The sequence below is a fragment of the Chryseobacterium panacisoli genome (genome assembly GCF_008274625.1).
GTDB classification, from domain to species: Bacteria; Bacteroidota; Bacteroidia; order Flavobacteriales; family Weeksellaceae; genus Chryseobacterium; species Chryseobacterium panacisoli.
Genome location: NZ_VTRU01000007.1, coordinates 148,687 through 163,468 on the forward strand (window position 1 = coordinate 148,687; position 14,782 = coordinate 163,468).

Genomic DNA, 14,782 nt, shown 5'->3' on the forward strand with positions numbered 1-14,782 from the left:
TTTAAGAAGCAGGAAATGAAATATAAATTTTCAACCCTTTTTCGGTTTCAGTGTCAAAAATAATTTCTCCATGGATAGCTTCAATACGGGAATCCGTATTTGACAAACCATTTTTGTAAGTAATTCCTTCTGAAATGCCGATGCCATTGTCCGTATACTGAATTTGTATCCTGTTATTTTTTCTTTCAAATTTAAAAGCAACATGGGTGGCATGGCTGTGTTTTTTCATATTTACCAAAAGTTCCCGCATGACCTGATATATTTCTTCCCGGGTAAATTCTTTCAACGTTTTCCATATATTTTCATCATTCCCGGCCAGGTATGTTTTTACATTTTCATTATTAAAAGAAGCAATAAGAGTTGAGACTCTTTTGCTAAATTCCGGCTTATTTTCAGAGACTGCTTTCTCATAAGAGATATCTCTGGACTTTTCGTACACAAACTCAAGTTCGTCAAGTACTTTTTCTTTATCAAAATCTTCCTGATTTTCGATCTTAGTCATTACCTGATAAATACCGTTGGCTACCACATCGTGAATTTTCTTTGAAACTTTTAGCTGTTGTTCTTTTAATTTATTGTCGGATTCTAAAAGTAGAGTTTGCTTACGCTTTTTATACCAAAAGAAAGCAATGATTATAAAGGCGAGTGCCCCTAAACTTATGCTTATAATTAAAATATTTTTTTTAGTGATTTGATATTCCTTTTGAGCAATTCCCTTTTGGAGTGAGAGATTTTCTGATTTATTTTTTTCTGTTTCATAACGGATTAACGCAAATTGATTTTTAGCTTTTTTTCTTGCCATATCAATGCTGTCATTCCGTTTTTGATAAATTTTAAAAAAGAATTTACTTCTTTCTGGCGACTCTAAAAGGATTATTTTTTGTAAAGCTTCAACCTCATCATTTGGGTTTTTTATTTCTCTCGCAAGGTCATACATTTTTTTGGCATGAAATAAGGCCTTTTGAGGATCTTTTTCCTGATAGGTATCTGCCAAATGGGAATGGCTAGATACCTGTCCATAAATATCATGTTCTTTAATTCTAATATCTAACCCCTTATTAAATTCTTGGATTGGATCATATGCCGGATCCTGAAGCCATTTCGTCCTGGCTTGATTCGTAATAACCATTGCCAATAATTTTTTATTTTTTGAAGAATCTTTTAAAATTGAGGCATACATTTGTAATGCATTTTTATAGTCTTTCTTTTGACGGTAGGCATTTCCTTTATTATTAATGAATGTTTTTTTTTCGTCCTGGCTTGGTGAGAATTTTATTGCAAGGTTGTAAAATCGTATGGCATTGTCACTCTCCTTTAGATTATAACTGGTTATTCCGAGATTATTATAGTTTGACTTTACATATTCATAATTGGCTGTATTATTTTCATTTAAATATTTAGTTGCTTCTAATGAAGTTTCTTGGCTCCCGTAGTTATCACCGAATTGTTCTTGAATAATTGCCATATTGTTTAAACATTTTCCGGCACCTAAACTATCCTGTCTCTGCAGGAATAAATCACGAGCTTTGTCAAAATAGAAATATGCACTGTCAGGTTGTTTACTTTCTCTATATTCAAAGGCTTTATCATAGAAAGGATTGGTTAAATTATGTTTAACAACCGGAGGTTTATTCTTAGAGCACGATAGAATAATCAGACAAAATAGAATAAAATAAAACTTCAAAATTATTTGTTTTGTCGAATTTAAAAAAAAACAGCGAAAGATTTCTCTTTCGCTGAATATGTGTGTGCCTTTTTATTTTTTTGGAGGGAGTTGTCCGTTATCTCCACTCGTATCACTACCACTTTCCATAGAAAGGTTGATTGTAGTGGGTTGGTAATTGTTATCAGTTGTAGAAGTATTGGCATTATTATCTGAAAATGCTAAACCTAATAGCATCATTATAATTTGGATCATTCCTTTTAAAATTTTCGAAGTTGAAACCGTATTTCTTCCTCTCACGAAGTTTTATCGCGAGCTGTACACTGTTAAAATTTCGAAGCGCTTCTTAATTTTTGGGGGAAGTGAACCTTTAAAAACGGAGGTAAAACATCTGCTTCCCGATCCGGAGTTTAATCTCTGTTTTCTTTGGTTTTTTGAAATCAGTTTTGTATTGTTTTTGTTGATTTCTAAAGCAAATTTGCAGCAAAAAAGAATAGACATGTTAGACAAAGTATAGACATCAATAGACAGTAAATAAGTGTGGAGTTATTACGGAAATCCGTAATGTGGTATGATTGAAAATCATCTACTTTGTAATGCCCGAAAACACTGTTTATGTCCAAGAAAAAACTACTGATTAATGAAGTATTTGAGCAGGCAAGAAGAGAATCAGAGAAAACCACCAAAAGTGGATTAGCTTCTTATCTGCATCTTTGTTTTATTGATAATCTGAAATTCTATGATATTTCAGATAAAACATTCATACGATATTATGAAGATTTTGTCGAGGGCAATAACAACAGAAATATTGAACCGGAGAGACTGAATAAAATGAGCCAGTATATCGGGTATAAAGATTTTTCAGAGTTTTCCAGGACTTTTATCAGGAATGATGATAAAAAAAATCTGACTACAGTAAAAATCAGTGTGGATCAGGATGAGGAGATCATATCTGAAAGGCTTTCCAAAATTAATATTAATATCATCAATGAACAGCATTTTAAAATGCCGGAATTTGTCAGACAAAATAGTTTTGGTCTTGTTGGTATGTTTATCCTTGGAAGTTTTCTTATTGGTAATTATTATTGTTCAACTGGAAATAGAAATGCATATGAATCATTCAATCTCTTGAATCTGTCAGGTATTGAAAAGAATTGCATGTATTGGGATAATAATGAATACAGGCTGACAGACTGTAAGGAAGAAAACCCCATTCTGAATGTTGTTCCGAAAGATAATGTTCAGATTAAATATTTTAAACGTATTACAAGAAAAGACACACTTACAGTAGAGAACGCGCTGGGGAAAATTTGGTATTCCAAAGTTAATGGAAAAGTCGAGTTTTTCACAATGGACGGAATTGATCCGGAGAACAAAAAAGAGCTAAAAAGAGCCACCGAATATATTATTAGAAAATACTCGGGAAAGAAATCCGGTATAATGCCGGCAGAATAAATTTCCTTCACAATAATTTAAAATTCAATTAAAACATTTCCTTGGCCATTCCTGTAATTTCGTCTTATTTTTAAGATGAATAAATCAATTGTCTCCGTTTTACTGTTTATAAGTACGTTTTTCTCCGCTCAGAAACCTGTACAGATTGCTTTTCTTTCCGATGTGCATTTTCAGGATCTGTATGGAAGTTTTTCGGATCATGATTTTAAAGGAATTGTGAATCCCGGAACGGGAAAATCCACGATTCTGAGGACTATGGATTCTCAATTACATTCCACAAGAATTTTTAATGAGAACTATTTTGCCTTTCTCAAGGCTTTGGATGATATTGCTGCTAAAGGAATTAAAATCGTAGCAATGCCCGGTGATTTTTCTGATGATGGACAGGCTTATAACCTGCGCGGGCTTCATGCTATTTTGGAAAAGTATCACCAGAAATATGGGATTAAATTTTATCTGACCACAGGAAATCACGATCCGGTGGGACCGTTCAGAAATGATGGTGGAAAAGATGATTTTCTCGGACAAAATGGAAACCCATTGGGAATCTACAGCAAAGAAAGTATCGGAAAATCAATAGATAAGGTCATCACGAAAGATATCGCAGAATCCGGATACCTAGAGATTTTGAATGAATTAAAAGATTTTGGTTTTTATCCTAAAAAAGAAGATCTGTTTTGGAATACACCTTTTGATCATAATTCATTTAAAAATTATTCTTACAGAAAAGGATTACAGTCTGCTGATTACTCCAAAAGAATGTATGAAGTTGAAAAGGATTTTTCAGTCCCGGATTTAAGTTATGTTGTTGAACCAGTGAAAGATGTGTGGATGGTTGCCATAGACGGAAATACCTATATTCCAAGAAACATCAATGAAGATTCCCACAATCCATCTAATTATAAAGGAGCAAGTATTGGCTATAATAATGTGCTGACTAACAAACAGCATTTGATAGAATGGGTAAGGAGACTTGCCGATGAAGCAAAGAAAAACAACAAAACCTTGATTGCATTTACCCATTACCCAATGATTGATTTCAATGATGGGGCAACTAACGAAATTAAAAACCTGTTGGGGGAGAAAAAGTGGCAGTTGGAGCGCGTTCCTCAGGAAGAAGTGGCAAAAGTATTTGCTGAAGCAGGGTTGCAGATTCATTTTGCAGGCCATATGCATATTAATGATACAGGAATCAGGAAATTTGGTGAGAATGTTTTGGTCAATGTTCAGGTTCCTTCACTGGCAGCTTATCTGCCGGCGTATAAAATTCTGACGATACAGTCTCCCGACAAGCTAGAAGTACAAACTGAAGTCTTAAATGAAGTCCCACATTTCAACGAATTGTTTCCTTTATATGAAAAAGAATATGAAGCTTTACAAAGCAATAAAGGTAACATAGTTTGGAATAAAGATATTTTAAAGACAACATCATATCATGATTTTATGCTTTTCCATGTAAAAGAATTGGTCCGTTTGCGAATGATTCCTGATGACTGGCCAAAAGACTTTATAGAAAAAGGAACGAAGCTGAGTGGGGAAGACTTGTTATTACTTATCCAAAATAATAATCAACTCAGAGAAAAGGGAATCAGCTCAGAAACTTTTAAAAAATGGTCTTTTGATGATTTGCTGCTGGATCTGTATAAATTTCAATCGGCAGATGAGCTGGCAAAAAAAGACATTCCCAAAGAAAGGCTGGAGCAGTACCAAATATTGGAGAAACTCTATCAGGAAACTCAGTCACAGGATGTATTTGTAAGACGGTTACAATCAGTCTTTAAAATTCTTTCATTACTTTCTGACGGAGATCCGGCAGATCATTTTGAAATAGATTTGAAAAAAAAGAAAATAATAAAACTGTGAATTATAATATTTCATAAACCCTCCATTTGTATTCAATGAGATATTTGTGGTATTTGTGAAAAGAATTAGTGCTATTTGTGTTTAAACAAAAGAAAGGCTGCCCATTCAGGCAGCCTCCTCAATTATAAATCTAGCAGCAAACAGGATTATTTTCCTGTTAAAGGATTTTTTCTTTCATAGGTATTGTTGTCAAAACTCACTTTATAATTGGATTTGAATAATTTGCTGGGATAATAATAATCTGTTGTAATGATCTGTGCACCACTTTCTTTTGCCTTTTCAAATCTTGAATAGTCTTCACTTCGTGCTTCCATTGTATCTGCATCAGCTCTTGTACGGATGATATATCCTTTTTTTACCAGATCTTTGATCATTGCATTTTCTTTCTTCGGTTCATTCATAAACAGAACAGCCGATTCCGGAGTTCCGGGAGTGGAGTTGGTGAAAATCATTCTTCCTTTCAATGAAGGATGCCCCTTTGCGTATAGGTCTCTGTTTTCTCCATTGTTATCTAAGACAAAAAGAAATTTTCCCTTGGCATCTTTTACTTTTGGCCAGTTTTTATTTAAAACAGCTTCGTTCAGCGTTTTATAGGAACCTCTGATGTCATCTGGTGTAATAATTTTATCTTTCCCGAGGTACTTTTTCAGTTCATTATCCAGATCATTAAAAAGCTGACTGGTATAATGCTCCGGCTCTGTCCCGAATTGATTCGATTTTCCATCTTTGGGTTCAAGTGTTATAAAAACAGGATCGTGATGAGGATGCCTGTCAGACCATTTTTTCAAATCCTTCAGACATTCTTCCAGCGTATAATACCACGTTTGATAATCAATATCTGTAATATGAATCATCTTGTAACCCGGTTTTTTCATTTTTCCTTCCGGATCAAAAGGCTCGGAGGTTTTTACAAGATCCAGAATTTTCGGATGGGCATACTTTCCTCCCTTACTGTCTGCATAAACATCAATCTCCAGATTTCTAAGCCCAAGATCCAGCTGCTCGGGGATAGGAATATGTTCATATTGAATCTTCGGTAAAGAGTTCTGAACGTCTTTTTGGGATAAAAAACGGTATACTTCAGGTAGAATGGCTTTCTTATAAGAATTATGTGAGCCAATTACCTGAATTTCATTGATCTTTAATTCATCGAGTTGCTGAGATTGTGACCAAACTAGATTGAATGAAGATAAACAGATGCCAAGAAAAACAGCCTTTTTCATTTCGATACATTTTACATGCGAAATTAATCACTCTTTACCCGTAACAATTTATATATTATGTTAAGTAATTTTTAAAATTCCGTGAATGATCGAAAAATAAAGATGTATAAGGATTTGATATTTAGCAGGTTTATATTCTCTCAATTTGAGATATTTATATTTTGTTGACTTTAAGATAATATTATGTTAAAATAGATTTGTGGCAGATCCTTTTACTTTGTATGCCGAAATAAAAACTAACCGTTGCCTGAAAAAGAAAACCACTGTTGCGGGAACAACAGCGGCTTTTGATAAGCAATGTAACGTCTTGCAATTACTTTACTTATTGATATGTACCACAAAATTAATTTTTTTAAGTTTAAAAAGCTAATCCCGGTTGCATTAATTTTTTTGGTGGCTCACCAAGCTGATGCTAAAGGATTTACTTCAAACTATCCTGTGTTTTCGCAGGTAAACGAAACCATTTCCGGAAATGTAACGGATCAGAATGGTTCTGCAATAGAAGGCGCAAAAGTCACTGTTGTAGAAACCGGAGACACTGTTTCTACCGATTCATCAGGAAACTTCTCAATTTCGGCCAACATCGGCCAGACCTTGTCCATTTCTTATGACGGATATGGCGAACAGATGGTGAAGATCTCCAGTACTTCGGTTTCCGTAAAATTAGAATCCAAAAAGAGCTCAACTTCTATTGAAGAGGTAACGCTGGTGGGGTATGGTTCTCAGAAAAAATCTGATTTAACAGGAGCTGTAAGCCAGCTGAAAGCAGAAAATTTCAAAGAAGGAATGAACATTTCCGTGGACAACCTGATGCAGGGAAAAATTGCCGGTGTCCGTATTGTTCAGTCGAGCGGAGAACCCGGAGCAGGTGTGAATGTTTCCATCAGAGGTATCGGTTCCATCCGAAGCGGAAGTACTCCTTTATTCGTTGTAGACGGTATTCCTTTGAATAATGATCCGGTGAGTGCACAAAGCCCGAATGTAGGACTTGGAAATACAACCGCAAAGAATCCTCTCAACTTTTTGAATACTAGTGACATCGAATCCATTACAGTTTTGAAAGATGCTTCTGCTGCGGCAATCTATGGAGCAAGAGGTTCAAACGGTGTCGTTTTGGTAACAACAAAAAGAGGAAAGAAAGGAGAACCAATGTTTACGTATGATACGTATTTAGGCTTTTCTTCAGTGATTAAGAAATTAGATCTGATGACTGCCGATGAGTACAGATCTGCCGGGATTGATAAATCTTATGACCATGGCGGAAATACAGACTGGCAGGACGAGATCTACAGAAATGCTGTCTCATCCAATCATTCTGTTTCATTCTCAAAAGCTACAGAAACAGGGAATTATTTTGCTTCCCTTTCTCACATGGATCAGGACGGGATTGTCCTGAACAGCAGCTTTAAAAGAACAACAGCCCGTTTGAATGCTGAAGAATCTTTCTTTGATAACAAGAGATTAAAGGTGAAGCTGAATCTTACCGCCAGTGATATCCGAGAAACGGGAATTCCAAACGGTGGAAATGCAGGGTCTGACGGGCAGCTTATTATTCATGCTTTAATGGCCAATCCTACGCGTTCTGTCTACGATCAAAACGGAAATTATACCAATTTCAATATGAACGCCCATTACAATCCGCTTTATTTATTGAGCGTTTACGAAGATAAAACGAATACTTTCAGAGTGCTGGGAAATACAGAAGCAACATTGAGAATTTTACCGGGATTGAATTATAAATTTAATTTAGGTGTTGACAGAAGCTTATCCGAAAGAAATACAACCATGTTCCCGAACATTACAGACAGAAGTCCGAAAGGAATCTATTCACAGGCCAATCTGGATTCTTATAATATTCTTTTGGAACATTATTTAACGTATGATCTTAGCTTAAACAAACATAATTTCAGCATATTAGGAGGTTTTTCTTATCAGAAATTTAAAGCTACTGCTACTTATCTTGGCGTAAGAAACTTTGTGAATCAGGGAGCCGGGATTTCGCCGGAAATTAATCCTGGATATTCCGGAGACGTATTTATTCCACAGCCGGGAACTTCTCAGGAAAACGAATTGCAGTCTTACTTCGGCAGGGTAAATTATAATTTTGATAAAAAATATTTCTTAACAGCTTCATTAAGAGCTGATGGTTCCACCCGTTTTGGAGATAATAATAAATATGGATATTTCCCGTCAGTTGCTGCAGGCTGGACCATTTCAAAGGAAAATTTCCTGAAAGATGTTTCATTTATCAATGAGTTGAAATTAAGAGGGAGCTGGGGAGAAACAGGAAATCAGGAAGTTATCAATAAAATTACAAAAGCAAGTTATCTGTTATCACAAAGTGCAGGATACTATTTGTATGATAACTTAAACCTGATCAATGGAGTTCAGGTGGTAAGAACACCCAATCCCAATCTGAAATGGGAAGTTGTGGCACAAACGAATATTGGATTGGATTTCAGCTTGTTCAGAAACAAATTGTACGGTTCATTGGAATACTATAACAAAACTACCAAAAACCCGATATTATTTATTCCTTCCACTCCATTAAGCCCCACAGATTTTGTCTGGCTGAATGCTGATGGAAAGATCGTTAATAAAGGTTTTGAATTCTCTTTTGGCTCAGAAATTATTAAAAACGAAAACTTTACATGGAATTTTGACATCAATGGAGCTACCGTAAATAATGTGGTGAAAGATCTTCCGGTTTCCGGAATTAATTCTGGTGAAGTTTCAGGACCTGGGCTTTCAGGCGTTACCGCAAATATCTACAAAAACGGATATGAAGCAGGATCTTTCTATATGTACAATTATTTGGGGATTGATGCCAATGGAAAATATATCTATGAAGATCTGAACGGAGACGGAAAGATTGACCCAAATGACAGAAAGATTTTTGAAGGAGCTATTCCTAATTTTACTTTCGGGATCAATTCTTATATGAAATACAAGAAGTTTGATTTTGCATTCTCTTTCATTGGGCAGACAGGTGGAAATTTGGTAAATAATACAGCTTTGGATTTAAATATCAATAATTTAGCTTCAGACAGAAACGTGTTGAAGAAATATTATGATTCAGGAGCAAGCTTTGCCAATCAGCCGCAATTGTCTTCTTTATACCTTGAAAAATCAGACTTTATTCGCTTAAGCAACGTAAGATTAGGATATACTTTTGACATGAATCAATTGAAATTTTTGAAGAGTATCAATCTGTATGTAAGTGCACAGAATCTGTTTACCATTACCAGTTATTCAGGATACGATCCACTTGTTGACACCAACAAGCAGGTGCAGGGAAATCAGTCTTTAGGAATTGATTACACGACGTATCCGTCTGCAAAGACTTTCATTTTGGGAGCTACTATTAAGTTTTAATTTAAGTTAAAAGAAATCATGAAATCTAAATTTTTAAATCTAAATAAAATCGTTTTGTCCATTGCAGTAATGTCTTTAGTGGGATGCACCAATCTGGATGAAAAAGTAATTGATGAGGTAATGGGAACTGAAAATGCAGACCCTGAAGCGTCTCTTGCTGCGGCTTACGGACAGCTTGGTGACGGAACTTTTGTAGATCATGGAAGTGTGTTTGCCTTACAGGAATATTCTACAGATGAAGCTATCCTGCCAACAAGAGGAAGCGACTGGGGAGACGGAGGAAAATGGCGAGCTATGCACGAATTCACCTGGGATGCAAATAATGATGTGGTAAAAACAACCTGGAACCAGCTGAACTCAGGAATTACAAAATCTCTGTTTGCTATAGGAAGTATCAACAAAAGTAACATCAATAATAAGACTTTATTTCTGGCTGAAGCAAAAGGATTATTGGCGTTCTATACCTATACAACAATCGATTTGTATGGACAGGCTCCGTACAGAGATCCGGATAATTTAAACGCTCCCATTCAGATCAGAAAGGCAGAATCTACCATTGATGCATTAATTACAGAAGTGGAAGGTCTTATTCCCAATCTGGCTGATATTAAAACTCAGAATACACATGCAGGAAGGTTTACCAAACAGGCTGCGTACGCATTATTGGCTGATATGTATCTTAACAGAGCTGTTTTAAAAAACAAGACGGCAGGTAGTTTTAACTTTAAGGAACAGGCATTAAGTGGAGGAGGGAATGATATGGAGATGGTTATCAAGTACTCCGATATGCTGATTAATGGAGGTCTTTTTAGTTTAGAATCCAATTACTTCCACAATTTTGATATCAACAATGATACAAGTAAGGAAATGATCTTTACTATTGTTCAGAAAAAGAATTCCAACAGAAATGCAGACAATGATCTTGCTTATATGTCCATGGAAAGAATCCAAAAGCCATCGCCTGATAACAGAGGAACCAATGCGAACTGCGTTACTCCGGAATTCTATTATTCATGGAACGGAAATCATGATGACCCGCGTTTCCAGAGAACCTATCAGTATGAAGACGGAACATGGTTCAGAAATGACGGAACGGATGTAAGTGTACCATCAACTAGTAAAGTGGAAGGAACTGGAAAACCATGGTTTCACTTCAACAGAGGATTACAGGTTGGTCAGCAATATGGTCCTAAAATTCTTGCCAATGGTAACTTTGACCTTACATCGGATGGAAGAATCAAAGTATACAAATTGTTCACAGAGAAAAACACAACCCTTGCTGCAGATTTTACTCCGGAGCTCAATTTTGACAATCCTTCAGAAGCTGTATTTACACAGGCCCAGATCAACAGAGGGGTAAGAAATTTTAAGTTTGAATTTGATCCCGGGTATGGAAACAACGGAACCAGCGGAATGGATGTCCCATTATACAGATTAGGAACCATCTATATGATGAGAGCGGAAGCCTTTTTCAGAAATGGGAATGTATCGGGAGCGCTGGCTGATGTTAATAGATTAAGAACAACAAGAACGAATGATGCTTTAAAGAATAATGCTCCGGGAGTTGCGCTAACTTCTCTGGATGCTGATGCTCTTTTTAAAGAATCAGGATATGAATTGTATTGGGAAATGTACAGAAGAAAGGCCATGATCAGGTTCGGAAAATTTGATTTGCCGGGAACTGCAAAACCAGCGACTCAGCCTTACAGAAGAATTTTCCCGATTCCCCAGGCAACCCTTGATGCCTCAAAAGATTTTACCCAAAACCCAGGATATTAGTTTTTTCATATAAACAATTATTTTTGCGTAAACAAGAAGCGAAGAGATCTCCTCTTCGCTTCTGTTATTTTGTATCGGTTTGTAGCCATTCAGTTGATATTAATAGGAACGGACTTTAGTCCGTTTAGTCAATTATACAATCAAATCCGGCTTTAGCCAAAACTTAAAAATATAAGGTTTTATTCTGCGTTCAGCATTCCCAGTTCCCCGAAATGCTTTTTAAACTTCTGGATTTTTGGACCTACTACAGCACTGCAATAAGGCTGTGTCGGGTTTTCATTGTAATATCCCTGATGATACTGCTCTGCAGGCCAGAATTTATCGAATTGAGTTAATTCTGTTACATACGTTCCTGTCCATCTTCCTGATTCCTGAGAAACTTTGATGGCTTCTTCGGCCTTTGCCTTCTCAGCATCATCTTTATAATAAATAACAGAACGATATTGGGTTCCAATATCATTTCCTTGTCTGTTAAGCTGAGTAGGATCATGAAGAAAGAAAAATACATCCATCAACTGTTCGTAAGAAATAACAGCAGGATCATAAGTGATCTGTACTACTTCTGCATGTCCCGTTTCTCCGGTGCAAACTTCCTGATATGTCGGATTGTCTTTATGTCCTCCTGAATATCCTGAAATAGCGGATTGTACCCCTTTCAGCATATTGAAACAGCTTTCCACACACCAGAAACATCCGCCACCGAAAGTAATCTGTTCTAAATTATTGTTATCCATTGTTGATAATTATATTGTTTTATGATCCTTTCCTGATCCGGAAAAAACTGATCAAAAATAGGAAAAACTTTTTCATTTGAATATGATTTTAGCCTATTAAACTTAAATTGTCGTGATAGATATGACAAATGATTTTAAACACAAATAACACCAATGCTTTTCACAAATAACACAAGGAAAATAGCATGTAATTTCTTGCATTTATCTCTGCAAATTATTTTAAAGAGGTTAGTATTAGCAATGTCATGCTGAGCTTAGTCGAAGCATCTATATTCTCGTATTTTAAACACGAATAAGACCAATGTTTTCACAAATAAACATGACAAAATGCAACCCAATCATCTGTGAAAATCTGCATAATCTGTGGGAAAAACAAAAGCACCCTAAAAAAGGATGCTCTATATTCTTAAAAAGATTTCAGTTATTTTTCCCAAACCAAAGCACTTGCTCCAAGAATAGCAGCATCTGCTTCGTCAAGTTCACTGAATACCAGTTTTACTTTATTTCTGAAGATCGGAAGAAGGTTCCTTTCCATATGAAGTTTAGCAGGCTTTAAAATAAAATCTCCTGCTTTTATTACCCCTCCAAATAGAAGAATTGCCTCAGGGGATGAGAACATCACAAAATTGGCTATTGCTTCACCCAGCTTCTGACCTGTATATCGGAAAACCTCAATAGCAATTGGATCTTCTTTGATAGCACATTCGTATACTGTTTTAGAATTGATTTCGTCTTCAGGATACTGGTTCAGCATAGATTCCGGAAATTCTGCTCTCATTTTCTTTGCTGTAATGGTGATTCCTGTAGCAGAAGCGTAGGCTTCAAGACTTCCTTCAGAACCCGTACTCCAGTGTTTTCTGCCGCCTGGTTTTACAATTGTATGTCCCAATTCTCCTGCAAAGCCGTCATGTCCGTAGATCAGGCTTCCATTGGCAATGATTCCGCTTCCTACTCCTGTTCCCAGTGTAATCATGATGAAATCCTTCATTCCTCTGGCTGCTCCGAAAAGCATTTCTCCCAGGGCTGCAGCATTGGCATCATTGGTTACGGTACAACGAAGTCCGAATTTTGCGGTCATCAGTTCAGCAAATGGAATAACCCCTTTCCATGGAAGGTTGGGAGCTAATTCTATGGTTCCTTTATAGTAGTTTGCATTAGGAGCTCCTACTCCGATTCCGTCAAAGTGTGCTTCAGTACCATACTTTTCCATCATCGGACGAACATTTTCATATAACGCATCGATGAAATCCTCAACTTTGTCATATTCGTCGGTTCTCAGGTTTCCTTTATCCAGAACTTCTCCACGGTGGTTTACGATTCCGAATTTAGTATTGGTTCCGCCGATGTCAACTCCAAGGGCAACTTGTTTTGATAAATCTATTAATGACATTTCTATTATTAAATTCTAGGGGCTAAAATTATAAAAAAGATTGTATTAATAGATTATTAACCGGATTTTATTTAATATGTTAAGCTGTTTTTAACGATTTTTTCTTTTTTCTTCCCCACCAGATCATAAATCCGGTAACCGGAAGAGAGGCACAGATCAAACTTACAATAAAGGCAATGATCTTGGTCCGAAGGCCTAAAATAGCTCCTACGTGGATATCATAATTGGCGCTCACAACTTTTTCCCCAAAATTTTTGTCCTTCGGATCATGAGTGTGCAGCAACTCTCCCGAGTTTTCATCAAAGATTAAGCTGCTGCTTTTATGATAAGAATAAGAAAGATGTTTCACATACACCTCAAAGTTAGGGTGCTCGTGATCATCCATATGTGGGTGTCCTAAATCTATGGCAAAACCATAGGAGTCAGGATATTTTTCCGTTACGGTATTGATGATTTTATCCAGTGTCCCTTCTGTTCTGAGCTCGATAGGCGCTTTTGTTTTAATGTGGGAAAAGTCTGGATATTTTGTTTCTCCTCCCGAAAAGATGACATAGATCATCGCCTGAACAACAAAAAATGCATAGAAAAGTCCTGTGATGGAGAAGATTAAAGCAAAGATAGAAGCATAAAAACCTAAGACATTATGAAGGTCATAGTTCTTACGTTTCCAGCTTTTAATATTTTTCCATTTGAAGGCAAAACGCTGTTTTCTTGCTGCTTTGTTCTTAGGCCACCATAAGATGATCCCTGAGATCAGCATAATGATAAAAATGATAACAGGAATTCCTACTACATACGTTCCCCAGTCCTGTTTCAAAAGGTAGCTCCAGTGGATCATTTTTACAATATTGAAGAACCCGTTTTTCTCATCATACACTCTTAGTACTTTTCCGGTGTATGGGTTTACATAAGCCTGTTTATAGATAGGAAATTCATCAAAATAATTCCAGGCATCCGTATTGTGTTCATACCAGAAGAACATATAGGACATTTTTTTGTCAATAGGAACATTTACCCAGTGAATCGGATATTTTTCCTTCACCTGTTCCGCAACAGCTTTTTCCATTACTCTGATAGGAAGTACCTGCTTCTGTTCAATATTTTGCTCCTGATGATAGATGACATCTTTTCGGGTGATATTTTCCACCTCATCCTTAAAAACGTACAATGCTCCGGTGATAGAGATAATAAAGATCAGAAAACCTATTCCCAATCCGAACCAAAGGTGCAGCTTGGCAGACCATTTTTTAAAGAATCCCGGTTTTTTTTTATGATGATGATTTTTCTTCATATAGCAGTA

10 protein-coding genes are annotated in these 14,782 nt (G+C 36.3%); 4 read left to right on the forward strand and 6 right to left on the reverse strand.

What is annotated here, in order from left to right; all coding sequences use genetic code 11:
• Nucleotide 1: 1 nt before the first annotated feature.
• Nucleotides 2-1,465: a tetratricopeptide repeat-containing sensor histidine kinase gene (locus tag FW781_RS20785; RefSeq protein WP_149389175.1), complete on the reverse strand. Its 1,464-nt coding sequence runs from the start codon at nucleotides 1,463-1,465 to the stop codon at nucleotides 2-4.
• A 291-nt stretch (nucleotides 1,466-1,756) separates the two neighbouring features.
• A complete protein-coding gene (locus tag FW781_RS22555; protein WP_172625774.1) occupies nucleotides 1,757-1,918 on the reverse strand; it encodes a hypothetical protein in 162 nt (53 codons plus the stop codon).
• A gap of 360 nt (nucleotides 1,919-2,278) precedes the next feature.
• Between FW781_RS22555 and FW781_RS20790 the strand changes: the two genes are divergently transcribed.
• Both FW781_RS20790 and FW781_RS20795 read left to right on the forward strand, forming a co-directional pair.
• Nucleotides 2,279-3,118, forward strand: a complete 840-nt coding sequence (locus FW781_RS20790; protein WP_149389176.1) for a hypothetical protein — start codon at nucleotides 2,279-2,281, stop codon at nucleotides 3,116-3,118.
• Between the two features lie 75 nt (nucleotides 3,119-3,193).
• Nucleotides 3,194-4,981 (forward strand): metallophosphoesterase family protein, encoded by a 1,788-nt coding sequence (locus tag FW781_RS20795; protein WP_149389177.1) that lies wholly within the window; start codon nucleotides 3,194-3,196, stop codon nucleotides 4,979-4,981.
• 146 nt (nucleotides 4,982-5,127) lie between these two features.
• Here the strand turns inward: FW781_RS20795 and FW781_RS20800 are convergent, their stop codons facing one another.
• The gene (locus tag FW781_RS20800; protein ID WP_149389178.1) at nucleotides 5,128-6,204 is read right to left on the reverse strand and encodes a phosphatidylinositol-specific phospholipase C1-like protein; all 1,077 of its coding nucleotides are present in this window, start codon (nucleotides 6,202-6,204) and stop codon (nucleotides 5,128-5,130) included.
• 330 nt (nucleotides 6,205-6,534) lie between these two features.
• Between FW781_RS20800 and FW781_RS20805 the strand changes: the two genes are divergently transcribed.
• Together FW781_RS20805 and FW781_RS20810 are read left to right on the forward strand one after the other, a co-directional pair.
• Nucleotides 6,535-9,579 (forward strand): SusC/RagA family TonB-linked outer membrane protein, encoded by a 3,045-nt coding sequence (locus tag FW781_RS20805; protein ID WP_149389179.1) that lies wholly within the window; start codon nucleotides 6,535-6,537, stop codon nucleotides 9,577-9,579.
• An 18-nt stretch (nucleotides 9,580-9,597) separates the two neighbouring features.
• Nucleotides 9,598-11,358: a RagB/SusD family nutrient uptake outer membrane protein gene (locus FW781_RS20810; protein ID WP_149389180.1), complete on the forward strand. Its 1,761-nt coding sequence runs from the start codon at nucleotides 9,598-9,600 to the stop codon at nucleotides 11,356-11,358.
• A 179-nt stretch (nucleotides 11,359-11,537) separates the two neighbouring features.
• Here the strand turns inward: FW781_RS20810 and msrA are convergent, their stop codons facing one another.
• The 3 genes from msrA to FW781_RS20825 all read right to left on the reverse strand — a co-directional run bounded on the left by msrA (nucleotide 11,538) and on the right by FW781_RS20825 (nucleotide 14,773).
• Nucleotides 11,538-12,092, reverse strand: coding sequence for a peptide-methionine (S)-S-oxide reductase MsrA (msrA, locus tag FW781_RS20815; protein ID WP_149389181.1), 555 nt, complete (start codon nucleotides 12,090-12,092; stop codon nucleotides 11,538-11,540).
• A gap of 421 nt (nucleotides 12,093-12,513) precedes the next feature.
• Nucleotides 12,514-13,482, reverse strand: coding sequence for an ROK family protein (locus FW781_RS20820; RefSeq protein WP_149389182.1), 969 nt, complete (start codon nucleotides 13,480-13,482; stop codon nucleotides 12,514-12,516).
• Nucleotides 13,483-13,561: 79 nt separating this feature from the next.
• The gene (locus FW781_RS20825; RefSeq protein ID WP_149389183.1) at nucleotides 13,562-14,773 is read right to left on the reverse strand and encodes a PepSY-associated TM helix domain-containing protein; all 1,212 of its coding nucleotides are present in this window, start codon (nucleotides 14,771-14,773) and stop codon (nucleotides 13,562-13,564) included.
• Between the last annotated feature and the right edge of the window lie 9 nt (nucleotides 14,774-14,782).

Bases quoted from the DNA above. Each gene is read 5' to 3' on its own strand.
- msrA (WP_149389181.1), bottom strand. From the start codon at position 12,092: ATGGATAACAATAATTTAGAACAGATTACTTTCGGTGGCGGATGTTTC.
- FW781_RS20795 (WP_149389177.1), top strand. From the start codon at position 3,194: ATGAATAAATCAATTGTCTCCGTTTTACTGTTTATAAGTACGTTTTTC.
- FW781_RS22555 (WP_172625774.1), bottom strand. From the start codon at position 1,918: ATGATCCAAATTATAATGATGCTATTAGGTTTAGCATTTTCAGATAAT.
- FW781_RS20785 (WP_149389175.1), bottom strand. From the start codon at position 1,465: ATGGCAATTATTCAAGAACAATTCGGTGATAACTACGGGAGCCAAGAA.
- FW781_RS20790 (WP_149389176.1), top strand. From the start codon at position 2,279: ATGTCCAAGAAAAAACTACTGATTAATGAAGTATTTGAGCAGGCAAGA.
- FW781_RS20800 (WP_149389178.1), bottom strand. From the start codon at position 6,204: ATGAAAAAGGCTGTTTTTCTTGGCATCTGTTTATCTTCATTCAATCTA.
- FW781_RS20820 (WP_149389182.1), bottom strand. From the start codon at position 13,482: ATGTCATTAATAGATTTATCAAAACAAGTTGCCCTTGGAGTTGACATC.
- FW781_RS20825 (WP_149389183.1), bottom strand. From the start codon at position 14,773: ATGAAGAAAAATCATCATCATAAAAAAAAACCGGGATTCTTTAAAAAA.
- FW781_RS20810 (WP_149389180.1), top strand. From the start codon at position 9,598: ATGAAATCTAAATTTTTAAATCTAAATAAAATCGTTTTGTCCATTGCA.
- FW781_RS20805 (WP_149389179.1), top strand. From the start codon at position 6,535: ATGTACCACAAAATTAATTTTTTTAAGTTTAAAAAGCTAATCCCGGTT.